This window comes from Streptomyces sp. HP-A2021 (assembly GCF_022807935.1).
Classification (GTDB): domain Bacteria; phylum Actinomycetota; class Actinomycetes; order Streptomycetales; family Streptomycetaceae; genus Streptomyces; species Streptomyces afghaniensis.
In genome coordinates, this window is record NZ_CP094344.1 from 5,341,134 (window position 1) to 5,362,440 (window position 21,307).

Annotated in this window: 25 protein-coding genes; 19 read left to right on the forward strand and 6 right to left on the reverse strand. The window is 70.9% G+C overall.

Features of this window, described 5'->3' with window-relative positions; translation table 11 throughout:
• Window positions 1-14: 14 nt before the first annotated feature.
• The 3 genes from MQE23_RS24120 to MQE23_RS24130 all read right to left on the reverse strand — a co-directional run bounded on the left by MQE23_RS24120 (window position 15) and on the right by MQE23_RS24130 (window position 3,048).
• Entirely contained in the window at window positions 15-1,007 is a 993-nt protein-coding gene (locus MQE23_RS24120) for a trypsin-like peptidase domain-containing protein (RefSeq protein WP_020274773.1), read from the reverse strand.
• Window positions 1,008-1,107: 100 nt separating this feature from the next.
• Window positions 1,108-2,130 (reverse strand): LacI family DNA-binding transcriptional regulator, encoded by a 1,023-nt coding sequence (locus MQE23_RS24125; protein WP_082319989.1) that lies wholly within the window; start codon window positions 2,128-2,130, stop codon window positions 1,108-1,110.
• Window positions 2,131-2,268: 138 nt separating this feature from the next.
• Entirely contained in the window at window positions 2,269-3,048 is a 780-nt protein-coding gene (locus tag MQE23_RS24130) for a response regulator transcription factor (RefSeq protein ID WP_020274771.1), read from the reverse strand.
• A 172-nt stretch (window positions 3,049-3,220) separates the two neighbouring features.
• Here MQE23_RS24130 and MQE23_RS24135 point away from each other — a divergent pair, with 172 nt between their 5' ends.
• The 8 genes from MQE23_RS24135 to MQE23_RS24170 all read left to right on the forward strand — a co-directional run bounded on the left by MQE23_RS24135 (window position 3,221) and on the right by MQE23_RS24170 (window position 9,002).
• Window positions 3,221-4,072 (forward strand): alpha/beta fold hydrolase, encoded by an 852-nt coding sequence (locus tag MQE23_RS24135; protein WP_243380246.1) that lies wholly within the window; start codon window positions 3,221-3,223, stop codon window positions 4,070-4,072.
• A 38-nt stretch (window positions 4,073-4,110) separates the two neighbouring features.
• Complete coding sequence (locus MQE23_RS24140; RefSeq protein WP_037671193.1) at window positions 4,111-4,365, forward strand: MoaD/ThiS family protein; 255 nt, start codon at window positions 4,111-4,113, stop codon at window positions 4,363-4,365.
• Between the two features lie 3 nt (window positions 4,366-4,368).
• A complete protein-coding gene (locus MQE23_RS24145) occupies window positions 4,369-5,493 on the forward strand; it encodes a hypothetical protein (protein WP_243380248.1) in 1,125 nt (374 codons plus the stop codon).
• A gap of 431 nt (window positions 5,494-5,924) precedes the next feature.
• The gene (locus MQE23_RS24150) at window positions 5,925-6,665 is read left to right on the forward strand and encodes a DUF2993 domain-containing protein (RefSeq protein WP_020274767.1); all 741 of its coding nucleotides are present in this window, start codon (window positions 5,925-5,927) and stop codon (window positions 6,663-6,665) included.
• Window positions 6,666-7,086: 421 nt separating this feature from the next.
• Entirely contained in the window at window positions 7,087-7,932 is an 846-nt protein-coding gene (locus MQE23_RS24155; RefSeq protein ID WP_243380249.1) for a sulfurtransferase, read from the forward strand.
• A gap of 41 nt (window positions 7,933-7,973) precedes the next feature.
• On the forward strand, window positions 7,974-8,261 hold the full coding sequence (locus MQE23_RS24160; RefSeq protein WP_010036201.1) for a DUF1416 domain-containing protein: 288 nt from the start codon (window positions 7,974-7,976) through the stop codon (window positions 8,259-8,261).
• A gap of 86 nt (window positions 8,262-8,347) precedes the next feature.
• The gene (locus MQE23_RS24165) at window positions 8,348-8,608 is read left to right on the forward strand and encodes a DUF3099 domain-containing protein (RefSeq protein ID WP_020273457.1); all 261 of its coding nucleotides are present in this window, start codon (window positions 8,348-8,350) and stop codon (window positions 8,606-8,608) included.
• 19 nt (window positions 8,609-8,627) lie between these two features.
• The gene (locus tag MQE23_RS24170) at window positions 8,628-9,002 is read left to right on the forward strand and encodes a VOC family protein (RefSeq protein WP_020273456.1); all 375 of its coding nucleotides are present in this window, start codon (window positions 8,628-8,630) and stop codon (window positions 9,000-9,002) included.
• Here MQE23_RS24170 and MQE23_RS24175 read toward each other — a convergent pair.
• Window positions 8,996-9,358: a DsrE family protein gene (locus tag MQE23_RS24175; protein ID WP_020273455.1), complete on the reverse strand. Its 363-nt coding sequence runs from the start codon at window positions 9,356-9,358 to the stop codon at window positions 8,996-8,998. The two genes, MQE23_RS24170 and MQE23_RS24175, sit on opposite strands and share 7 nt — an antisense overlap.
• A gap of 203 nt (window positions 9,359-9,561) precedes the next feature.
• Here MQE23_RS24175 and MQE23_RS24180 point away from each other — a divergent pair, with 203 nt between their 5' ends.
• The 3 genes from MQE23_RS24180 to MQE23_RS24190 are packed head-to-tail and all read left to right on the forward strand — an operon-like array spanning window position 9,562 to window position 11,567.
• On the forward strand, window positions 9,562-10,137 hold the full coding sequence (locus MQE23_RS24180) for an FABP family protein (protein ID WP_243380250.1): 576 nt from the start codon (window positions 9,562-9,564) through the stop codon (window positions 10,135-10,137).
• Between the two features lie 16 nt (window positions 10,138-10,153).
• The gene (locus MQE23_RS24185; RefSeq protein WP_010036186.1) at window positions 10,154-10,591 is read left to right on the forward strand and encodes a transcriptional repressor; all 438 of its coding nucleotides are present in this window, start codon (window positions 10,154-10,156) and stop codon (window positions 10,589-10,591) included.
• A gap of 10 nt (window positions 10,592-10,601) precedes the next feature.
• On the forward strand, window positions 10,602-11,567 hold the full coding sequence (locus MQE23_RS24190; RefSeq protein WP_020273453.1) for a folate-binding protein YgfZ: 966 nt from the start codon (window positions 10,602-10,604) through the stop codon (window positions 11,565-11,567).
• Window positions 11,568-11,586: 19 nt separating this feature from the next.
• Here MQE23_RS24190 and dtd read toward each other — a convergent pair whose 3' ends face one another.
• A complete protein-coding gene (gene dtd / locus MQE23_RS24195) occupies window positions 11,587-12,012 on the reverse strand; it encodes a D-aminoacyl-tRNA deacylase (RefSeq protein WP_037669993.1) in 426 nt (141 codons plus the stop codon).
• 212 nt (window positions 12,013-12,224) lie between these two features.
• Between dtd and MQE23_RS24200 the strand changes: the two genes are divergently transcribed.
• From MQE23_RS24200 to MQE23_RS24210, 3 genes are all read left to right on the forward strand, one after another.
• A complete protein-coding gene (locus MQE23_RS24200) occupies window positions 12,225-12,857 on the forward strand; it encodes a hypothetical protein (RefSeq protein WP_020273451.1) in 633 nt (210 codons plus the stop codon).
• 75 nt (window positions 12,858-12,932) lie between these two features.
• A complete protein-coding gene (locus MQE23_RS24205) occupies window positions 12,933-14,195 on the forward strand; it encodes a GNAT family N-acetyltransferase (RefSeq protein ID WP_243380252.1) in 1,263 nt (420 codons plus the stop codon).
• A 224-nt stretch (window positions 14,196-14,419) separates the two neighbouring features.
• Window positions 14,420-15,328 carry a GntR family transcriptional regulator gene (locus tag MQE23_RS24210; protein WP_082319905.1) on the forward strand — a complete coding sequence of 303 codons (909 nt, stop codon included), beginning with the start codon at window positions 14,420-14,422 and terminating at the stop codon, window positions 15,326-15,328.
• A gap of 2 nt (window positions 15,329-15,330) precedes the next feature.
• Here the strand turns inward: MQE23_RS24210 and MQE23_RS24215 are convergent, their stop codons facing one another.
• Window positions 15,331-15,519, reverse strand: coding sequence for a hypothetical protein (locus MQE23_RS24215; RefSeq protein WP_020273448.1), 189 nt, complete (start codon window positions 15,517-15,519; stop codon window positions 15,331-15,333).
• Between the two features lie 139 nt (window positions 15,520-15,658).
• On the opposite strand from MQE23_RS24215, the gene MQE23_RS24220 reads away from it, so the two are divergent.
• The 5 genes from MQE23_RS24220 to MQE23_RS24240 all read left to right on the forward strand — a co-directional run bounded on the left by MQE23_RS24220 (window position 15,659) and on the right by MQE23_RS24240 (window position 21,250).
• The gene (locus MQE23_RS24220; protein ID WP_082319904.1) at window positions 15,659-16,537 is read left to right on the forward strand and encodes a winged helix-turn-helix domain-containing protein; all 879 of its coding nucleotides are present in this window, start codon (window positions 15,659-15,661) and stop codon (window positions 16,535-16,537) included.
• Between the two features lie 92 nt (window positions 16,538-16,629).
• Complete coding sequence (locus MQE23_RS24225) at window positions 16,630-17,280, forward strand: HAD family hydrolase (protein ID WP_243380253.1); 651 nt, start codon at window positions 16,630-16,632, stop codon at window positions 17,278-17,280.
• 207 nt (window positions 17,281-17,487) lie between these two features.
• Window positions 17,488-18,501: an aminoglycoside phosphotransferase family protein gene (locus MQE23_RS24230; protein WP_020273445.1), complete on the forward strand. Its 1,014-nt coding sequence runs from the start codon at window positions 17,488-17,490 to the stop codon at window positions 18,499-18,501.
• Between the two features lie 41 nt (window positions 18,502-18,542).
• On the forward strand, window positions 18,543-19,166 hold the full coding sequence (locus tag MQE23_RS24235; protein ID WP_020273444.1) for a TetR family transcriptional regulator: 624 nt from the start codon (window positions 18,543-18,545) through the stop codon (window positions 19,164-19,166).
• A 68-nt stretch (window positions 19,167-19,234) separates the two neighbouring features.
• On the forward strand, window positions 19,235-21,250 hold the full coding sequence (locus tag MQE23_RS24240) for an AAA family ATPase (RefSeq protein ID WP_243380255.1): 2,016 nt from the start codon (window positions 19,235-19,237) through the stop codon (window positions 21,248-21,250).
• Window positions 21,251-21,307 lie beyond the last annotated feature (57 nt).

Genomic DNA, 21,307 nt, shown 5'->3' on the forward strand with positions numbered 1-21,307 from the left:
GATCCGGTGGAACGTCAGTCGGTGGAGCCGGCCCGCAGCTTGGCGAGGTCGGCCTTGACGGTGTTGATCGGTATGGCGAAGCCCAGGCCGACACTGCCCGCGTCGGAGGACGAGGAGGCGGCGCCCGTCGGCGAGTACATCGCGGAGTTGATCCCGATGATGTTGCCGTTCATGTCGATCAGCGCGCCGCCGGAGTTGCCCGGGTTGAGGGACGCGTCGGTCTGGAGTGCCTTGTACGTCGTGGTGTCCGAGCCGGTGTCGCCGTTGAACTGCCGCCCGCCGAACTCGAACGGCCACCCGTCGCCCTGCTGGGGCTGCCGGCCCTGGTCCTCGTCGGTCGGGACCGTGACGTCACGGTCGAGGGCGGAGATGATGCCGCTGGTGACGGTGCCGGACAGGCCCTCGGGGGAGCCGATCGCCACGACCTGGTCGCCGACCTGCAGCCCGGAGGAGTCGCCGAGCGTGGCCGCCTTCAGGCCGGAGGCGTTCTCCAGCTTGATCAGCGCCAGGTCCTTCTTGCTGTCGGTGCCGACGACCTTGGCGGAGTACGACTTGCCGTCGCTGGTCGTCACCTTGATCTGCGAGGCACCGGAGACGACGTGGTTGTTGGTGACGACCTCGCCGCCGCTCGTGATGATCACGCCGGAGCCGGTGGCGGAACCGGCGCTCGAGTCGGCGCTGATCTCGACGATGCTGGGGCTGACCGCCTTGGCGACGCCGGCGACCGTGCCCTTCTGGGCGGACGGCACCACGTTGGTGCTGGTGGAGCTGGAGGCGACGGTGTCGTTGCCCGTCAGCTCCTGTATGCCGTAGGCGGTGCCGCCGCCGATCGCCGCGGCGACGATCGCCACGGCGGCGAGCAGGGCGACCGGGCCACGGTTGCGCTTCTTCGGAGCGGGTGCCGGGGCGTACGCCGGCGGGGGCGGCCACTCGGGGTTCACCGGGGCCTGCTGCTGACCCTCGTAAGGGTTCTGGTACTCGCCACTGCGGTGGAAGCTCTCGGTCATGTCTCAGAGCTTGGAGCCCGACCATGAGAGCTTCCTGAGTGCATGCTGAGAAGCCCGACAGAACCTCGTATGCCCGATATAAAGGCGCCCCGGGCCAGGGTCAGCCGCAGCCGCAGGAGTGCCGTACCACGAGCCGTGACGGGAACACCTTCAGCCGCTCCCGGCGGGCGCCCGCCACACGCAGCCCGTCGTCGAGGACGAGGTCCACCGCCGCCCGGGCCATGGCCGAACGGTCGGAGGCGATCGTGGTCAGGGGCGGGTCGGTCAGCGCCGCTTCCTTGATGTCGTCGAAGCCGGCCACCGCCAGCTCGCCGGGCACGTCGATCCGCAGTTCGCGCGCGGCCCGCAGCAGGCCGATCGCCTGGTCGTCGGTGGAGCAGAAGATCGCGGGCGGGCGCTCGGGGCCGGAGAGGATCTTCAGGGCGGCCTGGTAGGCGTCGTAGCGGTTGTAGAGGGCCTCGAAGAGTCGGCCCTCCGTGGAGATCCCGGCCTCGTCCATCGCGCGCCGCCAGCCCTCGACGTGGTCGGAGACCGGGTCGCCGACCGCGGGGGTCTCGGCTATGCCGCCCATACAGGCGACGTACTCGTAGCCGTGCTCCAGCAGGTGCCGTACGGCGAGCTGGGCGCCGCCCAGGTCGTCCGTGACGACGGCGACGTCGTCGATGGCCTCGGGCCGCTCGTGCAGCAGCACGACCCGGGCGTCCCAGGCCTCGATCTCGGCGGCGGCCAGGTCGTTGAGCGCGTGGCTGACGAGGATCAGGCCCGATACCCGCATCCCCAGGAAGGCGCGCAGGTAGTGGACCTCGCGCTCACCCACGTAGTCCGTGTTGCCGACGAGCACCATCTTTCCGCGCTCGGAGGCGGCCTGCTCGACCGCGTGCGCCATCTCCCCGAAGAAGGGCTGGCGCGCGTCCGGGATGATCAGGCCTATGAGGTCCGTACGCCGGGACGCCATCGCCTGCGCGACCCGGTCGGGTCGGTACCCCAGCTCCTTGATCGCGGCGAGGACACGCTCGCGCGTGGCCGGGGCGACCGGCCGGGGTCCGTTGTTGATGACATAACTGACCACGGCAGTGGAAGTCCCTGCCAGCCGCGCCACATCATCCCGAGTCACCTTGGCCACGCGCGGAGTCTACGCGGATATACCCGCTCTGGGCAGGGCGTAAAGGAGCTTCCGTACGATATCCCGACCGCCGTCCGGCGGTCGCCGACGCGTTCCGTGCGGAAAGCGATGCCCAGGTGGGCACCGCAATACGCCTCTTTACGCCTTGCTGCGCGACTCGGCGACGTCCAGATCGGCCGACTCGTCCGCGTTGTCCGCAATTTCCTTGGCGGCCTTGGCCTTCGCCTCCTCGGCGGCGCGCTCCACCTTCTCCGGCGTAACGAATCGATAACCGACGTTCCGGACGGTGCCGATGAGCGACTCGTGCTCGGGGCCGAGCTTGGCGCGCAGCCGCCGTACGTGCACGTCTACCGTGCGCGTACCGCCGAAGTAGTCGTAGCCCCAGACCTCCTGGAGCAGCTGGGCGCGCGTGAAGACACGGCCGGGGTGCTGCGCGAGGTACTTCAGGAGCTCGAACTCCTTGAAGGTGAGGTCGAGGACGCGGCCCTTGAGTTTGGCGGAGTAGGTGGCCTCGTCGACCGACAGGTCGCCGTTGCGGATCTCCATCGGGGAGTCGTCGCTGACGATCTGCTGGCGGCCCATGGCCAGACGCAGGCGCGCCTCGACCTCCGCCGGTCCGGCGGTGTCCAGCAGGACGTCGTCGATGCCCCAGTCGGCGGTGACGGCCGCGAGACCGCCCTCCGTGACGACGAGGACGAGCGGGCAGCCGGGCCCGGTCGAGCGCAGCAGCTGGCACAGGCTGCGGACCTGCGGCAGATCGCGGCGGCCGTCGACGAGGATGACGTCGGCGCCGGGGGTGTCGACGAGGGCGGGGCCCTCCGCGGGGGCCACTCGCACGTTGTGCAGGAGCAGACCGAGGGCGGGGAGCACCTCCGTCGACGGCTGGAGGGCGTTGGTCAGGAGCAGCAGAGAACTCATACGTCTGGTTCCTCCTCGGTCCCTGCGAGGACGTTTGTTGGCACAGCACAGCTCTGCGATCCCGAAGGCCCCGTACACCTGCGGTTTCCCGCGTCGTATACAACGCTTCCGAAAGCACAAAAGGACCCGGGGGCTACGCTGCCCGAGTCCTCTGCCCAGCAGAATAGCCCACATGAGCTCTGGTTCGGCAGGTCATGTGGCGCGTTCCACCGTTCGTCCGCACTCCGAGACGACCCGGGGAACGCCTGTGCGGGCGCAAATGCGGGCCTTTCTGTGCACGTCGGACGGCGTGGCCATCGACGCCGTATACGACCCGGGTGCGGTTGTATACGACACCTCCCGGACGCCTGCCGATCACCCCGTGTTCGTCGTCGCCCACGGCTTCACCGGTGCGGTGGACCGGCCGCACGTGCGGCGCGTGGCGCGGGCCTTCGCCCGGTACGGGGCCGTCGTCACGTTCTCCTTCCGGGGCCACGGGGCGTCCGGCGGGCGGTCGACGGTGGGGGACCGGGAGGTGCTGGACCTAGCGGCGGCGGTGGGCTGGGCCCGGGAGTTCGGGCACGCGCGCGTGGGGACGGTGGGGTTCTCCATGGGCGGCTCGGTGGTGCTGCGGCACGCGGCGCTGCACCCACGGCAGACCGACGCGGTGGTGTCGGTGAGCGCACCGGCCCGCTGGTACTACCGGGGGACGGCCCCCATGCGCCGGCTGCACTGGCTGGTGACGCGGCCGGAGGGCCGCGTGGTGAGCCGCTACGGCCTGCGCACCCGCATCCACCACCGCGACTGGGACCCGGTCCCGCTCTCGCCCGTGGAGGCGGTGCCGAGGATCGCGCCCACGCCCCTGCTGATCGTGCACGGCGACGCCGACGGCTACTTCCCCGTCGATCATCCCCGCATGCTGGCCGCGGCCGCCGCCGACCAGGGCGAACTGTGGCTGGAGCCGGGCATGGGGCATGCCGAGAACGCGGCGAGCGACGAACTGCTGGGGCGGATCGGGGAGTGGGTGGTGGGCCGGGCGGGCTAGCCTGACGGGGTTCACCGACAAGCAGATCGAGGAAGCAGATGCCAAAGGTCACGGTGCGCTACTGGGCCGCCGCCAAGGCCGCGGCCGGGGTGGCCGAGGAGCCGTACGAGGCGGCCACGCTCGCCGAGGCGCTCGACGGGGTACGCGCGCGACACCCCGGCGAACTCGAGCGCGTCCTGCGGCGATGCTCGTTCCTCGTGGACGGTGACCCCGTGGGCACCCGCGGACATGAGACGGTACGGCTGGCCGACGGCGGCACGGTCGAGGTGCTCCCGCCGTTCGCAGGAGGGTGAGCGATGACCGACCAGCCGACCAACCAGCAGCCGTACGACGGCTACGACGGCTATGACCCCTACGGGCAGCAGGGGTACCAGCAAGGGCACCAGGCGTACCCGCAAGGGCATCAGGGGCATCAGGGGCACCAGGGGTACCAGCAGGGGCATCAGGGGTACGACGACCCGTACGCCGGTCAGCAGTACACGCAGCAGTGGCAGGGGCAGACCTGGGAGACGCAGACCCAGTCGCCGGTGTCCGCGCAGGTGACGGCGGCGGAGGAGACGGCGTATCTGCCGCCGCAGGGGTACGGGGCTCCTGCTCCCACCCCTGCTCCCGCTCCCACCCCTGCTTCCGCCGCCGAGTACGGCCCGGCCACCGTCGCCGGGAACCCGCGGGTCACCGACGCGCAGCGGGCTCGGGCGGAAGGGCGGTCGCCGATCATCGAGCCCGGGATGCAGCCGGCCGCGCTGACGGCGCTGCTGGGGCTGTTGCTGGCGGGCGCGGCGGCGGTCGGCACGTATGCGCTGCTGGTGCCGCTCGTCGTTCTCCAGGCCGTCACCGCGGCGGGCTGGTTCCGGCTGAACGGGATGTGGCCGGCGCGACAGGGCATCGCACTGGGCTTCGCGGGCGCGCTGGCCGCGGACGCGGCGCTGCTGGTGTCGGACCGCTCGCCCTCGGCGATCCTGGGCACGCTCGGGGTGTGGGTGCTGCTGGCGCTGGTGCTCCAGTTGCGGTCGCACGCCGACCCGGACGAGCGGATGTACGGCCTGATGGCGACGGTCGCGGCGTCGGCGCTGGCGATCGTGGCGGGCGGGTACCTGGCGGCCGAGGCGGACGCGGTGACCGTGGGTGCGATCGCGGTGGCGGTCGCGGTCCTGGCCCGTGCCCTGCCGCTGCCGACCCCGGCGTCGGTGGGGGTGGCGCTGCTCGCGGGAGCGGGCGGCGGCGTCGCGGCCGGCTCGCTGACGGGCCTGGGCACGTCGGGCGCCCTCCTGGGCGCGGGCGCGGCGGCCTGCGCCCTGATCGGCCACCGAGTCGCCGGCTACGACTACCCGTCCCGCTTCGTCCACTTCACGGCGGGCGTGTCCCTGCCCCTGTCCGCAGCGGCCCCGGCGATCTACGTGCTCGGGCGGGCCCTGGTCTAGCGCCATCCGCCGGGTGGTGGGTCGGGGCCGCGCCGGGGGGTGTCCGTCCTCGGAACGGCGCAATGGGGTCGGATACCGGCTAACCGTCTGTTGACGCGCCAACCGCTGCGGGCGGACACCCCCCGACACGTCCCCTTCTCGCCGTGGGCGACCGCGGGTGCGTCGTGACCGCCCTGGCTGCGGGTCGCCGTGGTTGCCCTAGCTGCGGGCAGTCGTGCCGCTGGGGCGGCACGGGTGGGCGCAGCGGCAGCCCGTTCCGCCGGGTTGCGCAACGCCCCGACCCCGGCACCGGCGCCGGGTGCCTGGCCTGTCACAGATGATCGACAAACCCGGAGCCCCCGCCTCCCGCGGAGTTACCCTCACGCAAGGACGGCCGCTCGGTCGTCGAACACCGGACCGCCGTCCAACCGCCTAGGTGGGGGAAACACCGCATGCGCGCACTGCGAATACTGCTGATCGTCGTCGTGATCCTGGGCGGGCTCTTCGTGATCGCCGACCGCGTCGCCGTGAACTTCGCCGAGGGCGAGGCCGCCGACCGCCTGAAGACCACCGAGAACCTCTCCGCCACCCCGGACGTGTCCATCAAGGGCTTCCCGTTCCTCACCCAGGTCGTCGGCGGCTCCCTCGACGACATCGAGGTCGGCATCACCGACTACGAGGCCGCCGCGGGCAACGGCGCCGAGAAGATCCGGATCGACGACCTCCGGGCCGACATGCGCGGCGTCGAGTTCTCCGGCGACTACAGCTCCGCCACCGCCACCAGCGCCACCGGCACCGCGACGATCGCCTACGACGAGCTGCTGAAGACGGCGAAGTCCGAGCCCACCCAGGTCGCCCCGGGCGTCACCGCCAACGTCGTCGGCCTCTCCGACGGCGGCAACGGCAAGATCAAGGTCACCGTCGAGGCCACCGTCCTCGGCACCAAGCTGCCCGAACCGGTCTCCGTGCTCAGCTCCGTGACGGTGATCGACGGCGACACCGTGCGGGTGAAGGCCGACGGCCTGCCCAAGTTCGGCGGCGTCGAGATCGCCGAGTCCCGCGTCCGGGCCATCACCGACTTCCAGCAGAAGATCGACGGCCTGCCCGGCGGCATCCAGCTGGACAAGGTCCAGGCCGCGCCGAACGGCGTCGAGATCACGGTGAAGGGTTCCAACGTCCGCCTGGCCGGGTAGGGAAGCCGCCAGGCGAACCGGACCTGGTATGTCCGGTGGGCGAGACAGTGATGTCCGTAGCGCAGATGTGACGGTGGATACATTCGGGCACAAGCCTTGTCCCACACCTCCGCAACCGTCCGCGATCCCACATCGTGGATTTTCGCGTCTCAGTATGCGACACACCGGTGACACGCGTGCCCGACCGTCCCTACGATCGACGGCATGAAGCGACAGGCGGATCTCACGAAGCGGCGGGCAGTAGACCTGTGCCGCGTCGCCGCCATGCTCTGTCGCACCTTCTGAGCGACCGCGTCGGCCCATGCGCCGACGCGCGCATCCCCGCCGCCCTGCACCAAGGGCACCTGTGCGCCGCCCTCGTCATGGGCGCGCCCCGCAGATCTCGCACGCCCCGCCGCAACTGCCCCGGAGGAGAAAGAGCATGAGCCGCAGCGACGTCCTGGTCGACGCCGACTGGCTCCAGGAGCACCTGGACGACCCGACCATCGCCATCGTCGAGGTGGACGAGGACACGTCCGCCTACGAGAAGAACCACATCCGGAACGCCATCCGGATCGACTGGACCAAGGACCTTCAGGACCCGGTCCGCCGTGACTTCGTCGACCAGGAGGGCTTCGAGAAGCTCCTGTCGGAGAAGGGCATCGCCAACGACCACACCGTGGTCCTCTACGGCGGCAACAACAACTGGTTCGCCTCGTACGCGTACTGGTACTTCAAGCTGTACGGCCACGAGAGCGTCAAGCTCCTCGACGGCGGCCGCAAGAAGTGGGAGCTCGACGCCCGCGAGCTGGTCGCCGGGGACGAGGTGCCGGAGCGTCCGAAGACGGACTACAAGGCCAAGGCCCAGGACACGTCCATCCGTGCCTTCCGCGACGACGTGGTGGCGGCCATCGGCTCGCAGAACCTCGTCGACGTGCGCTCGCCCGACGAGTTCTCCGGCAAGCTGCTCGCCCCGGCCCACCTGCCGCAGGAGCAGTCCCAGCGCCCCGGCCACGTGCCGAGCGCCCGCAACATCCCGTGGTCCAAGAACGCCAACGACGACGGCACCTTCAAGTCGGACGAGGAGCTCAAGGAGCTCTACGCCGCGGAGAGCGTCGACCTGGCCAAGGACACCATCGCCTACTGCCGCATCGGTGAGCGCTCCGCGCTGACCTGGTTCGTCCTGCACGAGCTGCTCGGTGTGGAGAACGTCAAGAACTACGACGGCTCCTGGACCGAGTACGGCTCCCTGGTGGGCGTGCCGATCGAGCTCGGCGCCAACAAGTAAGCAAACCGACCGACCTCTCAAGACCTCTTCAGGAGTACGACATGTGTGGAGCGAAGGCCGGCGGCCCGGACGCCTCGACGATCAAGCCCGGTGAGACCACCATCCAGGGTCAGGTGACCAAGGACGGCGAGCCCGTGACGGGCTACGTCCGTCTGCTGGACTCGACCGGCGAGTTCACGGCCGAGGTGCCGACCTCGGCGACCGGACAGTTCCGCTTCTACGCGGCCGAGGGCACCTGGACCGTCCGTGCCCTCGTGCCCGGCGCCACCGCCGACCGCACGGTCGTCGCCCAGAAGGGCGGCCTGGCGGAGGTCGCGATCGCCGTCTGACGGCGACAGTGCCAGGAGGGGCCGCATCCCACGGGTTGGACGCCTGGGGTGCGGCCCTTCGGCCTGCCCGGACCTACGCTGGGTGTATGTACGCACGACGGCGGCGCACGTACTTCGCGATGATGGGCAGCTGCATCGGCCTCTTCGTCCTGGCCTGGGGCGTCGTGCGGTTGTGGTCCATCCCCGTGGCCGTGGGGATGTGCGTGGTGGCCATGGTCATCCCGCCCGCCGCCGCGATGGTCGCGAACCGGCGGGGCCCCGAGGACCGCTGGTGGGACGATCCCTCCGGCGATCCGAAGTCCGACGAGTGGTGGGACGAGCTGGACGGCAAGAAGCGCGGACGCTGAACCGACGAGGGGGAGGGCCATGCGCCTGACGGCGGCGACACTGGACGCGCCGAACGCCCGTGAGCTGGCGGACTTCTACCTGCGGCTGCTGCCCGGCTGGGCGGTACGGCCGGGCGAGGACGGCCCGGACTGGGTGCACATCCGGCCACCGGACGGCGGTACGGGGCTGTCCTTCCAGACCGAGCCCGCGTACGTGCCGCCCGTCTGGCCGAGCGGCCCGGACCGGCAGCAGATGATGATCCACCTCGACATCGAGGTCGACGACCTGGCGAAGGAGACCGCGCGGGCCGTCGCCGCCGGGGCCCGTCTCGCCGACTTCCAGCCGCAGGACGACGTCCGGGTGCTCCTGGACCCGGCCGGGCACCCGTTCTGCCTGTACACGGAGTCTCAGTAGACGAGCGCCTGGGTCTCCTCCGCCATCGCCTCCTGGACGAAGACCTGGGCGCCGGCGATGCGGATGCCCTTGAGGACGTCCTGCTCCGTGATCTCGCGGCGGGCTGCGCACTGCGTGCACAGCGTGACGCGGCCGGCGGCCAGGACCGAGTCGAGCAGGTCGGGGAGCGGGGCCGCGTGCGGCAGCTCGAACTCGGCGGCGCGGCCGGGCAGGGCGAACCAGGCGGACTCGCCGGTCAGCCACAGGGAGACGTCCACGCCGCTGGCCACGGCCACCGCCGCGACCGTGAACGCCTGGGAGCACCGCTCGGGGGCGTCGGCCCCCGCCGTCACCTTGATCACCAGCTTCTTCGCCATAGCCGGAATCGTAGTGCCGAAGGGGCCCGCGTAAGCTGGGCGCGGCCCTGTGCACACATCCGCACCCCGCTCAAGGAGCACCCCGTGGAGCTTTTCTTCGAAATCCTGTTGGTCCTGGTCGCCGTCGGCGTCCTCGCCTTCGCCGGACTGACCGTGAAGAAGCTGTACCAGGGCCAGCGCTGATCCCCGTCTAGGAAGTTCCCATGATCGAGATCCCGTCCGACCTCCACAAGGACCTCGTCCCGCTCGCCTTCCTGCTCGGCAACTGGGCCGGGGCCGGTGTGCACGACTTCCCCGGCTCCGAGAAGTGCAACTTCGGGCAGGAGGTCGCCTTCACCCACGACGGCCGGGACTTCCTCGAGTACCGCTCCCACAGCTGGGTGCTGGACAAGGACGGCAACAAGGTCCGGCCGCTGGAGTCCGAGCACGGCTTCTGGCGGATCGACGCCGACCGCAAGGTCGAGGTGACGATGACCCGCGACGACGGCGTCATCGAGATCTGGTACGGCGAGCTGGCCGACAAGAAGCCGCAGATCGACCTCGTGACGGACGCGGTGGCCCGCACCGCCGCCTCCCAGCCGTACACCGGCGGCAAGCGGCTCTACGGCTACGTCAAGAGCGACCTGATGTGGGTGGGCGAGAAGCAGACCCCCGAGGTCGAGCTGCGCCCCTACATGTCGGCCCAGCTGAAGAAGGTCGTCACCCCGGAGGAGGTCGAGCGCTGGGCCAAGGCCCTGCCCGACGACATGCCGGACGACGGGATCGCTTTCTTCAAGTAGTCCTAGACTGGCCGGTGTGGTGAGCACCGACTGGAAGAGCGATCTGCGGCAGCGCGGCTACCGGCTGACCCCGCAGCGGCAACTCGTGCTCGAAGCCGTGGACACCCTGGAGCACGCGACCCCCGACGACATCCTCGTGGAAGTGAGGAAGACGGCGTCGGGGGTCAACATTTCCACGGTGTACCGGACGCTGGAGCTGCTGGAGGAGCTCGGCCTGGTCAGCCACGCCCATCTGGGGCACGGGGCGCCGACGTACCACCTCGCGGACCGGCACCACCACCTCCACCTGGTCTGCCGTGACTGCCAGAACGTCATCGAGGCGGACGTCTCCGTGGCCGCCGAGTTCACCGCGAAACTGCGGCAGACGTTCGGGTTCGACACCGACATGAAGCATTTCGCGATCTTCGGCCGGTGCGAGGACTGCACGCTCAAGGCTTCAACTACCGAGTCGTAGGCTTACGGATATGAAGAGCCCCCTGCTGACCCTGCCCGGCGCCGTCCCCGCCGAGGGCGTGGACGAAGGCGTCGCCGCCCACTACGGCGATCTGTTCCGCGAGCAGCGTGCCCTCGCCGACGGCACCGGATTCGTGGACCTCTCGCACCGGGGGGTCGTCACCGTCACCGGCGAGGACCGGCTCGCCTGGTTGCACCTGCTGCTCACCCAGCACGTCAGCGACCTCCCGGCCGGCCAGGCCACCGAGGCGCTGATCCTCTCCGCGAACGGCCACATCGAGCACGCGCTGTACCTCGTCGACGACGGCGAGACCGTCTGGGCCCATGTGGAGCCGGGCACCCAGGACGCGCTGATCGCGTACCTGGAGTCCATGAAGTTCTTCTACAAGGTCGAGGTCGCCGACCGGACCGCCGATATCGCGGTCCTCCATCTCCCGGCCGGCTCCATCGCCGAGGTCCCCGAGGGCGTGGCCGTACGGGAGACGCCGTACGGCCGGGACCTGTTCCTGCCCCGCGCCGACCTGGAGGCGTACGCCGCGCAGGCCGGGCCGCCCGCCGGGATCCTGGCCTACGAGGCGCTGCGCGTGGAGCAGCACCGGCCCCGGCTCGGCTTCGAGACCGACCACCGCACGATCCCGCACGAGCTGGGCTGGATCGGCTCGGCGGTGCACCTGCAGAAGGGCTGCTACCGGGGCCAGGAGACGGTCGCCCGGGTGCAGAACCTGGGCAAGCCGCCGCGCCGGCTGGTCTTCCTGCACCTGGACGGCAGCGAGGTCCACCTGCCGGTGGCCGGTACCGAGGTCCGGCTCGCGGACGACGGCCCGGACGGCCGGAAGATCGGCTTCATCACGACCTCCGCACGCCACCACGAGCTGGGGCCGGTCGCCCTCGCGCTGGTGAAGCGGAACGTGGCCGTGGACGCGCCGCTGGTGGCCGGTGACACGGCCGCGGCCCAGGAAGTCGTCGTCGAGCCGTAAGGCTTGTCGTTCTTTCGGGTCAGATCTCGATCAGCACGGTGAACGGGCCGTCGTTCGTCAGTGATACGCGCATGGCCGCGCCGAAGCGGCCCGTGGCCACCGTCGCGCCCAGCGAGCGCAGCTGGGCGACCACCTCGTCGACGAGGGGTTCTGCGACATCGCCGGGAGCTGCGGCGTTCCAGGTGGGGCGGCGGCCCTTGCGGGCGTCGCCGTAGAGGGTGAACTGGCTGATCACCAGGAGCGGGGCGTCGACGTCGCTGCACGACTTCTCGTCGTGCAGCATGCGCACCGACCAGAGCTTGCGGGCCAGCTGGGCCGCCTTCTCCTTGGTGTCCTCGTGCGTGACGCCGACGAGGACGCACAGCCCCTCGCCCTCGATCGCCCCCACGGTCTCGCCGTCCACGACGACGCTCGCGCCGTCCACCCTCTGCACCACTGCTCGCATACGTCCATCATGCAGGGCGGTGAACATGAGACCGCGGGTGGTTCGCGCATGGCCCGAAAGGGTGGTTTGCTCAGGGCCCCAACAGGCCGCGCACGGCCGTATTTTGCTGCTTAACCGCCCATCTGGGGTCTATCGGGGGCACTCGTTCCCATAGCGGCCACTTGGGGTGGCACGATGCTTTCACACACCGGTCGAGGGGACGGTTGAGGCACATGAGCACATCCAGTACCGGACAGCCGCTGGCGGCTGTCTGGTCCAGCCACACGGGGACCGGGGCGGCGGAGTACCACCGGCCGCCCACACAGCGCACCGACAGCCCGCCGCTGCCCTCGGACGCTCCCGAGCACGAGCTGGCCGCGCTGAGCCTGCCCGAGCTGCGCACGCTGCGCCGTGACGCCCAGCGCGACGAAGCCGACCTCAGCTACGTACGGCGGCTGCTCCAGGGGCGGATCGACATCCTGCGGGCGGAACTGACACGGCGCACCCCGGTGGGTGCGGCCTCCGTCGCCGTACCCGCGGAGGCGTCCGTCGTGGAGCGGCTCGCGGAGATCCTGCGGGACGCCCCGGCCCGGCACCGCTCCTCCGCCCGCCATCTGACCCTGGGGACGCCGCAGGGCGAGGAGTACCGGCGGCTGGCCGCGGAGATGCTCGCCGAGGTCGAGCTGTCCGACCTGGACGCCCGCACGGACCTGGAGCTGAACACCGCGATGGGGCGGCTCGTGCGCTACGAGCAGCAGGTCTCCCGGCGGCGGCAGCGGCTCCAGCGGACGGCCGACGAGTGCAGCGCGGAGATCGCGCGCCGGTACCGCGAGGGGGAGGCCCAGGTCGACGACCTGCTCGTGTGAGGCTCCGCGGGCCCGGGAGGGCCGGCGGTCGGATATTTACGCGACACCGACCGGCCCTCCGCCTAGCGTGATGCCATGACCCCCACTCCCCGTGCCGACGGCATCGACGTACGCCCGATCACCGAAGCCGAGTTCGCCGACTGGCTGCGTGCCGTGAGCACCGGCTTCCTGCGGGCGCCGGCCCTGTCCGAGGAGGAGATCGAGGGGCGTCGCCGGCAGTTCGTCCCCGGCCGTTACCTCGGCGCTTTCGACGGGGGCCGGTGTGTGGCGACCTTCAAGTCCTTCGACCAGGAGCTCACGGCCGTGGGCGGGGCGAGTGTCCGGGCCGATGCCATCTCCGGTGTCACCGTCACGGCCACGCACCGCCGCCGCGGGCTGCTCAGCCGGATGATGGCGCAGGACCTGGCCGCCGCGAAGGAGCGCGGGGACGTCGTCGCGACGCTGATCGCCGCCGAGTACCCGATCTACGGCCGGTACGGCTTCGGGCCGGCGACCTGGATGTCGGAGTGGACGGTCGACGTGCCGCGCGCCGGTCTCGACGCGCGCTGGGCGGGTCCGGCGGACGGCGGGCGGGTCGACCTGCTGGAGGGCGAGGACGTCCGCAAGCTCGGTCCGGAGCTGCACGAGCGGCTGCGCCGCACCCAGCCCGGTGTCATCACCCGCGACGAGGTGTGGTGGCAGCTCAACACCGGCGCCCTGCGGTTCGACCCGTCGTGGAAGCTGCCCTTCTTCGTGGTGTACCGCTCGGCGTCCGGTGAGGTCGAGGGCATGGCCGCCTACGAGGTCGACGACAACTGGGGTGACGCCAAGCAGCCGTTGAACACGGCCACCGTGAAGTGGCTGCTCGGCGCGACCCCGGCCGCGGAGCGCGCCCTGTGGCAGTACCTGTGCTCCATCGACTGGGTCGTGACGGTCAAGAGCGGCTGGCGGGCGCCCGACGACCTGCTCCCGGTCCTGCTGCCGGATCCGCGGGCGGCCAGGATCACCTCGCTGGCGGACTGGCTGTGGGTGCGGATCCTCGACGTCGTACGGGCGCTCGAGGCGCGGACGTACGAGGGGGAGGGGACGCTGGTGCTGGAGGTCGCCGGGGTGGACGGTCTGACCGGCGGGCGCTACCGGCTGGAGGCCTCGGCCGCCGGGGCGTCCTGCACGCCGACCACCGAGAGCGCGGACATCGCGCTCGGGCTGGGCGAGTTGGGGGCGCTGTGGCTCGGCGACGAGTCGGCGGTGCGGCTGGCGGCGCTGGGCCGGGTCCGGGAAGAACGAGCGGGCGCCGCCCGGAAGGCCGACGCCCTGCTGCGTACGTCCAGGCGGCCTTGGTGCCCGGACATTTTCTGAGCCGCCCTCCTTCTGCCGACGACAGGGATACCGCATCCGTAGCGAGCTGTCCGGGGCTCCCGGCTCCCCTCCGGAAGGGAGCCCCATGATGGATGGCCAACCCCTTGAAGGCCTGACCATGTCACCCAAGTTGGCGACCAACTTCACTGTACTTATCTCCGCTTGGAAGCGGCTCATAACCACCTGGTGCTGAACTGCCGGAAGATGGCGGGAAGTTGTACTGTTTGGTTGTGGACCCGGAACACGCCCCCGTCACTGGACGGAAGAGGTCGCAACGGCCACAGAGAACACATCACGAGGTGGCCGACGAACTGCGCGCCCGGATCAGGTCAGGAGCGCTGCGGCCGGGCGAACGCATGCCCACCCAGGCCCAGCTGGCCCACGAGTTCGGCGTCGAGCGCGGTGCCGTACGCCAGGCCCTGCGCGTCCTGCAGTCCGAGCGGCTGCTCACCAACGTGTCCAAGGGCAGTCCGGCGACCGTCGCCCCCGACCCCGCCAGGGCGCTGACCGGCCCGCAAGCCCCGCCCCTGCCCACCACGGTGGCCCTCGCGCCCCGGATCGCGGCGGCCTTCGCGGCGGAGCACGTCGAGATCGACGCCGTGTGCCTGACGTCCATCTCCCTCACGCTCGCCATCGGTGAGCCGCTGCGGCAGATCCACGCCGGACGGCTGAAACCGGCCAAGGTCGACGTCCGGGTCCTGCTGCCGAGCCGGGACATCGACCTCGCCTTCCCGGTGCCGGTCGAGGGGCGCGACGACGACTGGGTGCACGAGCGGTGGCTGGCGATGCGCAACGCCCAGGGCCAGGTCCTCCAGCACAACCTCCTGGCCCTGCGCTCCACGCACGGCATCGACGTGCACGTCACGTTCCGGGCGCTGCCCTTCACCCCGCCGGTGAAGCTGTACCTGCTCAACAACACCGAGGCGCTGTTCGCGTACTACACGCTGATGCGCCGGGAGGCCGAGATCGACCACGAGCACCTGGAGATGTACGACGCCCAGGGCACCCAGTCGATGCTGTTCTCCTTCCAGCAGGGCCCCGGCCTGCGCGACACGACGTTCGTCGAGCAGTCGCACCTGTGGTTCAACGCACTGTGGGAGACGATCAGTTCGGAGCTGGTGCTCACGAGCTGAGGTCATCGGACGGGGCCCGTCATCAGCAGCGCGAGCACGACCGCTCCCGCGGAGCTGACGGCCGGGCTCTTGGCCTTGATGCCCACGGTGAGAAGGATCAGCCCGACGATTCCGGCCGGACCGTACTTCCACTGCACGAGCTGCTCGAAGGCGACGACGAACGCGGCGGAGAGGAGAGCGAGGGCAGGCATCTGGGTTCCCCCTTCGGAAGCAAAACTTCCGCCAACTCAAGCAAGTTGGCAACCAACTCTGATTAAGTTGTCCCCACTTGGCTACTAGTAATAAACAACCTTCAAACAACTCCCGCCAGATGGATCAGAGTTGTAGCGTTTGGTCGTGACCCAGGAGAGCGTGGCAGTGAACGGCAGCAGCAGGCAGTCGCCCCAGAAGATCGCCGACATCCTGCGGGAACGTATCCGCGCCGGTGAGCTCAAGCCGGGGGACCGCCTGCCCACCCAGGCCGAACTGGCGGAGGAGTTCGGTGTGGAACGCGGCGCCGTCCGTCAGGCCCTGCGGTCGCTCCAGGAGGACGGCCTCCTCACCAACGTCAGCAAGGGCAGCCCGCCGCGGATCGCCGCGCCCGCCCCGGCCCGCGGCGAGCCCCAGCCGACGATGGTGGGCCTGGCACCGCGGCTCACCGAGGCGTTCTCGGCCCGCCGGGTCCGCGTCGACGTCGTCTGCCACACCGCGGAGACCCTGATGGTCGCCATCGGCGAGCCGCTCCGCCTGATCCACGAGGGCCGCATCCACCCCGAGTCGATCGACGTCCGCATCCTGGTCCCCTCCCGGGACATCGAGCTGGCCTTCCCGGTGCCTGTGGAGGCGCACGGCGACGACAATCCGGTCCACAAGCGCTGGCTGGCCATGCGCAACGCCCAGGGTCAGGTCCTCCAGCACAACCTGCTCGCCCTGCGCTCCACGCACGGCATCGACGTGCACGTCACGTTCCGGGCGCTGCCCTTCACCCCGCCGGTGAAGCTGTACCTGCTCAACGGGGAGGAAGCGCTGATCGGCTACTACATGCTGACCAGGCGGGCGGAGGAGTGGGGCAGCCAGACGCTGGACATGTACGACGTCCTCGGCTCCCAGTCCCTCCTCTTCTCCTTCGTGAAGCGGGCGGGCCTGCGGGACGCGGCTTTCGTGCAGGAATCCCAGAAGTGGTTCGACGCCCTCTGGGAAACCATCACCACGGACCTGACACTCTCCTAGTGACTCCTGATACGACGCAGACTGGTTCGACGACAGTCGAGAACGAGAACGATCAGTACCACCTTCCGAATCTGATCAAAGGCGCCCGTGTCGTGCTGTGGGACTTCGACGGGCCCATCTGCCGGCTGTTCGCCAGGCACTCGGCGGACGGCGTGGCGGGCGACCTGGTGTCCTGGCTGGAGGGCCGGGGGCTGCACGGCCTGCTGACGGAGACGGAACGCGAGTCGCTCGACCCGCAGGTCGTCCTGCGCGCTGTGGACCGCCGGCATCCCGGCAGCGACCTCGTCGCGGAGCTGGAGGAACGTCTCACCCAGGAGGAGCTGCGGGCCGCGTCCTCGGCGATGCCGACCCCGTACGCGGATCCGCTGATACGCACCTGGTCGGCGGTGGGCTCCGGTCTCGCGATCGCCACCAACAACTCCCCGCGGGTGGTGCGCAAGTACCTCGAAAGCCGGGGTCTCGTCGGCTGCTTCGCCCCCCACCTCTACGGCCGCACCCCGGAACTTCACCACCTGAAGCCGGACCCCCACTGCCTCAACCGGGCGCTGAACGCCATGGGCGCCGCCCCGGCCGACGCCCTGATGATCGGCGACACCCCCTCGGACCGCGAGGCCGCCGCCCGTGCCGGGGTGCCGTTCCTCGGGTACGCGAGCAACCCCCGGAAGGCCAAGATCCTCAAGGAGGCGGGAGCCGACGCCGTGATCGAGTCCCTGGAGCCGGTGCTGGCGTTGCTGCGCGGCTAGGGGGTCCGGGCGGGCGAGGCATGTCGCTCGGGGGCGCCGGTTCACCTGGGAGGGCGGGAGTTCGGATCGATAGCCCCGTTCTCCCCTGATGACGGCGTCCGGTGGAGTAACGTGCCTTCCCCCTTACACCATCCGCACCACCGGGGCAGGCTGAACCACCCAATGACACCCCCATCGGTCACCGGTGCTCGGCAGCGAGCAGTCGAGATGAGCGGCGACCCGAACCTGGTCAAGGGGCCGCTCAAGGGGTACCACCACGAGACCTACGTCCTCGCGCTGCCCGGTGGGACACGAACCGTCAAGGTCCGTGAGCCGCGCTCCGAGATCCTGTGGTTCGACCGGAGGTGCTTCAAGTCGGAGGAGGCGCTGCTGCGCGCCCTCCAGGAGCACATCAGCCGTGTCCCCGGCATCGTCGATGTCGCCGGCATGGGACTCCAGGGCTTCATCGAGGGGCGGACGCTCGGTGAGCAGCGGCGGCCCGGGCGGCGTGTTCCCGACGCGGTGTTCGACCAGATCGTCGACCTCTTCAAGGAGATGGTGCGGGTCACGCCGGACATGCTGAGTGTGGAGCGGCGCTGTGAGGACAAGGACCGCGCCGAGGACGGGGACAGCGACGACTTTCTGGAACGTCTGATCGTCTTCGTCGAGGACCAGGTCTACCGGAAGAACCACACGGTGTTCGCGGGCCTGTTCCACGCGCTCGGTATCTCGGACGAATCGTTCACCCTCCTGAGGAAGCACGTGCTGGGGCTCCAGGGGCGCCCGTTCTGTCTCCTGCACGCGGACCTGCACCGGGAGAACTTCGTCCTCGACCCGAAGGGCCGGCTCTGGGCCATCGACTGGGAGCTGGCGATGCTGGGCGATCCGCTCTACGACCTGGCCACCCACCTCTACCTGATGCGCTATCCGGGCGACCAGGAGAACCGGATGGTCCGCGAGTGGTGCGACCTGGTCGAGAGGATCCGGCCGGGCAGTTCCTCCGGGTGGGAGCGGGACCTGCCGCTGCTCCTCGACTTCAAGCGGGCGCAGTCGGTCTTCACCGATGTCATCCGGGTGTCGCTGTCCCTGCGCGAGGACGCGGCCTTCAACTGGGTGGCCCTGCCCGTGGCCGCCGGCAAGCTCCAGAAGATCCTCACCGCCGCCGCGCAACCGCTCGGCCTGGCACAGGTGCCGAGCCGTGCGCAGATCATGGCCGCGCTGGTCCGCTGGCACACGTCCTGACGCGGACTCCCGCCCAGAGCCCCACTGCGTAGGCTCGCCGCATGAGTGAGAGCGGGCTGCGGGAGCGCAAGAAGCAGCGGATGTACCAGGTCGTGTCGGACATCGCGATCCGGCTCTTCCTGGAGAAGGGGTTCGACGCGGTGTCGGTCGCCGAGGTGGCGGCGGCGGCCGAGATCTCCAAGCCGACGCTGTTCCGGTACTTCCCGGCGAAGGAGGACCTGGTCCTGCACCGGATCGCCGACCACGAGGGCGAGGCCGCGCGGGTGGTGGCGGAGGCCGAGGGGGATCCCGTGGAGGCGCTGCGGCGGCACTTCCTGGCGGGGCTGGAGCGGTGCGATCCCGTGACCGGGCTCAACGACGATCCCCGGGTGCTCGCCTTCCACCGGCTGCTCTACGGGACACCCTCCCTGGTCGCCCGGGCGTACGCGCACCAGGAGCGGTCCGAGGCCGCGCTCGCCGAGGTGCTCGGGGGTGATCTGGACGCACGGCTCGCGGCCGGGCAGATCATGGCCGTGCGGCGGATCCTCGCGATGGAGAACTGGCGGCGGATCGCGGCGGGGGAGCGGGTGGCGGACGTGCGGGCGGACGCGGTGGCGGCGGCGGAGCGGGCGTTCGGGTGGCTGGCAGCGGGGCTGCCGCCCGGCATCCGGAGTGGTACCCGGTGAGTGATACCCGATGAGTGAGACGCGGTAATAAATTTAACTTGGTTGCGTTTTCGCGTACGCTCTGTGGAATGACGTCGACCGAGCCTGCCCTTCAGCATGTCCTCGACCGTGAGCGCGTCCATCACGAGCGCTGCCGGGCCGCCCTCGCCGCGATGGTCGAGGGGGCCGGGGAGCAGGTCGTCATCGGGGAGGACGTGTCCGCGTCCGGCGCCGATGCCGAGGTGCTCGGGTACCGGCTGCGCAGCCAGGCCAAGGCGCTGCGCGAGCTGCCCGAGGGGCCCTTGTTCTTCGGGGCCTTGCAGGGGGAGGACGGGCAGTTGCACATCGGGCGGCTGCGGATCTCCGAGCACCCGGCCGAACCGCCCCTCGTCGTCGACTGGCGTGCGCCCGTCTCGCGCGCCTTCTACCAGGCCACGGCCCGCGACCCGCAGGGCGTCGCCGTGCGCCGGCGGTTCGGGTGGGCGCCCGGCAGCCGGGGCGACTCCGCCGACCTCACCGGCCTGGAGGACGAGCACCTGGGGCAGGGCGAGGCGCGGACCAGCGAGATCGTCGCCCGGGAGATCGAACGGCCGCGCGTCGGGCCCATGCGGGACATCGCCGCGACCATCCAGCCCGAGCAGGACGACCTCGTGCGCGGGGACCTGGCGGTGTCGGTGTGCGTGCAGGGGGCGCCCGGCACCGGCAAGACCGCCGTCGGGCTGCACCGGGCCGCGTATCTGCTCTACACGCACCCGCAGCGCATCCGGCGCGGCGGTCTGCTGATCCTCGGGCCCAACCGCACCTTCCTGTCGTACATCGCGGAGGTCCTGCCGTCCCTCGGTGAGACCGGTGTGCGGCAGTCGACGCTGGCCGAGGAGATCGCGCGGCATCCGGTCAAGGGCCGTGACGAGCCGGCGGCCGCCGTCGTCAAGCACGACGCCCGGATGGCCGAGGTGCTGCGGCGGGCGCTGTACGCGAGGGTGCGCGCCGAGGGGGCCGGCTCCCTCGCCGTGCCGGACGGGTCGTACCGCTGGCGGGTGCCGGCGCAGACCCTGGCGCGGATCGTGGCGGACGTACGGGAGGAGGAACCGCCGTACGGGGTCGGGCGCGAGCGGGTGCGGGCGCGGATCGTGCGGTGCCTGCGCGAGCAGGCCGAACGGCGGGCCGGGCCGCCCCCCAACGCCTGGGTGCGCCGGATCGAGCGGGCGCGGCCCGTGTCCGCGTACGTCGACGCCGTCTGGCCCCGGGCGCGGCCCGAGGAGGTCGTGGCCGGACTGCTCGGCGATCCCGGGGTGCTGGCGGAGGCCGCCGACGGGCTGCTGGACTCCGCCGAGCAGCGGGCGCTGCTGTGGCGCAAGCCGCCCCGGTCGTGGAAGTCGGCCCGCTGGTCGGCCGCCGATCTGGTGCTCCTGGACGAGGTCGCCGGGCTGGTCGAGCACCCGGAGGGATACGGGCATGTCGTCGTCGACGAGGCGCAGGACCTGTCCCCGATGGAGTGCCGGGCCATCGCCCGCCGGGCGCCCTTCGGCTCGCTGACGGTCCTGGGCGACCTGGCGCAGGGGACGACACCGTGGGCGGCGCGGTCGTGGCGGACGGTCCTGGCGCACCTGGGGAAACCGGACGCGGCCGTGGTCGAGCTGACCACCGGCTTCCGTGTGCCGCGTGCGGTCGTCGCCCTCGCCAACCGGCTGCTGGAGCGGCTGGACGTGGACGTACCGGCGGCCCGTTCGCTGCGCGGGGACGGGGAGTTGCGGATGCGCGAGACGGCCCCGGACGGCGTGTCCGGCGCGGTGGTGGAGGCCGTACGGGACGCACTCCGGCGGGAGGGATCCGTCGGGGTCGTCGCGGCGGACGCGGACGTGCCCCGGCTCCGGGCGGCCCTGGACGCGGCCGGCCTCGACGCGGCGGGCCCGGAGGAACTCGGCGCGCGGTTGTCCCTGGTACCGGCGAGCGTCGTCAAGGGCCTCGAGTACGACCATGTCGTGGCCGTCGAGCCGGCGACGATCGCCGAGGCGGAGGAACGGGGGCTGCACCGGCTGTACGTGGTGCTGACACGGGCGGTGTCACGACTGGAGGTGGTGCGGGGGCGGCCGTTGCCGTTCTAGGCCGGGGTACCCCTCCGGCGGATCATGCCACGCGCGACGCCGCCCGGGCCGAGCCGG

What these genes read in the sequence shown, in the direction of transcription:
- MQE23_RS24120 (WP_020274773.1), bottom strand. Translation starts at nt 1,007, where the DNA reads ATGACCGAGAGCTTCCACCGCAGTGGCGAGTACCAGAACCCTTACGAG.
- MQE23_RS24130 (WP_020274771.1), bottom strand. Translation starts at nt 3,048, where the DNA reads ATGAGTTCTCTGCTGCTCCTGACCAACGCCCTCCAGCCGTCGACGGAG.
- MQE23_RS24135 (WP_243380246.1), top strand. Translation starts at nt 3,221, where the DNA reads ATGAGCTCTGGTTCGGCAGGTCATGTGGCGCGTTCCACCGTTCGTCCG.
- MQE23_RS24140 (WP_037671193.1), top strand. Translation starts at nt 4,111, where the DNA reads ATGCCAAAGGTCACGGTGCGCTACTGGGCCGCCGCCAAGGCCGCGGCC.
- MQE23_RS24145 (WP_243380248.1), top strand. Translation starts at nt 4,369, where the DNA reads ATGACCGACCAGCCGACCAACCAGCAGCCGTACGACGGCTACGACGGC.
- MQE23_RS24150 (WP_020274767.1), top strand. Translation starts at nt 5,925, where the DNA reads ATGCGCGCACTGCGAATACTGCTGATCGTCGTCGTGATCCTGGGCGGG.
- MQE23_RS24155 (WP_243380249.1), top strand. Translation starts at nt 7,087, where the DNA reads ATGAGCCGCAGCGACGTCCTGGTCGACGCCGACTGGCTCCAGGAGCAC.
- MQE23_RS24160 (WP_010036201.1), top strand. Translation starts at nt 7,974, where the DNA reads ATGTGTGGAGCGAAGGCCGGCGGCCCGGACGCCTCGACGATCAAGCCC.
- MQE23_RS24165 (WP_020273457.1), top strand. Translation starts at nt 8,348, where the DNA reads ATGTACGCACGACGGCGGCGCACGTACTTCGCGATGATGGGCAGCTGC.
- MQE23_RS24170 (WP_020273456.1), top strand. Translation starts at nt 8,628, where the DNA reads ATGCGCCTGACGGCGGCGACACTGGACGCGCCGAACGCCCGTGAGCTG.
- MQE23_RS24175 (WP_020273455.1), bottom strand. Translation starts at nt 9,358, where the DNA reads ATGGCGAAGAAGCTGGTGATCAAGGTGACGGCGGGGGCCGACGCCCCC.
- MQE23_RS24180 (WP_243380250.1), top strand. Translation starts at nt 9,562, where the DNA reads ATGATCGAGATCCCGTCCGACCTCCACAAGGACCTCGTCCCGCTCGCC.
- MQE23_RS24190 (WP_020273453.1), top strand. Translation starts at nt 10,602, where the DNA reads ATGAAGAGCCCCCTGCTGACCCTGCCCGGCGCCGTCCCCGCCGAGGGC.
- dtd (WP_037669993.1), bottom strand. Translation starts at nt 12,012, where the DNA reads ATGCGAGCAGTGGTGCAGAGGGTGGACGGCGCGAGCGTCGTCGTGGAC.
- MQE23_RS24200 (WP_020273451.1), top strand. Translation starts at nt 12,225, where the DNA reads ATGAGCACATCCAGTACCGGACAGCCGCTGGCGGCTGTCTGGTCCAGC.
- MQE23_RS24205 (WP_243380252.1), top strand. Translation starts at nt 12,933, where the DNA reads ATGACCCCCACTCCCCGTGCCGACGGCATCGACGTACGCCCGATCACC.
- MQE23_RS24215 (WP_020273448.1), bottom strand. Translation starts at nt 15,519, where the DNA reads ATGCCTGCCCTCGCTCTCCTCTCCGCCGCGTTCGTCGTCGCCTTCGAG.
- MQE23_RS24230 (WP_020273445.1), top strand. Translation starts at nt 17,488, where the DNA reads ATGAGCGGCGACCCGAACCTGGTCAAGGGGCCGCTCAAGGGGTACCAC.
- MQE23_RS24235 (WP_020273444.1), top strand. Translation starts at nt 18,543, where the DNA reads ATGAGTGAGAGCGGGCTGCGGGAGCGCAAGAAGCAGCGGATGTACCAG.
- MQE23_RS24240 (WP_243380255.1), top strand. Translation starts at nt 19,235, where the DNA reads ATGACGTCGACCGAGCCTGCCCTTCAGCATGTCCTCGACCGTGAGCGC.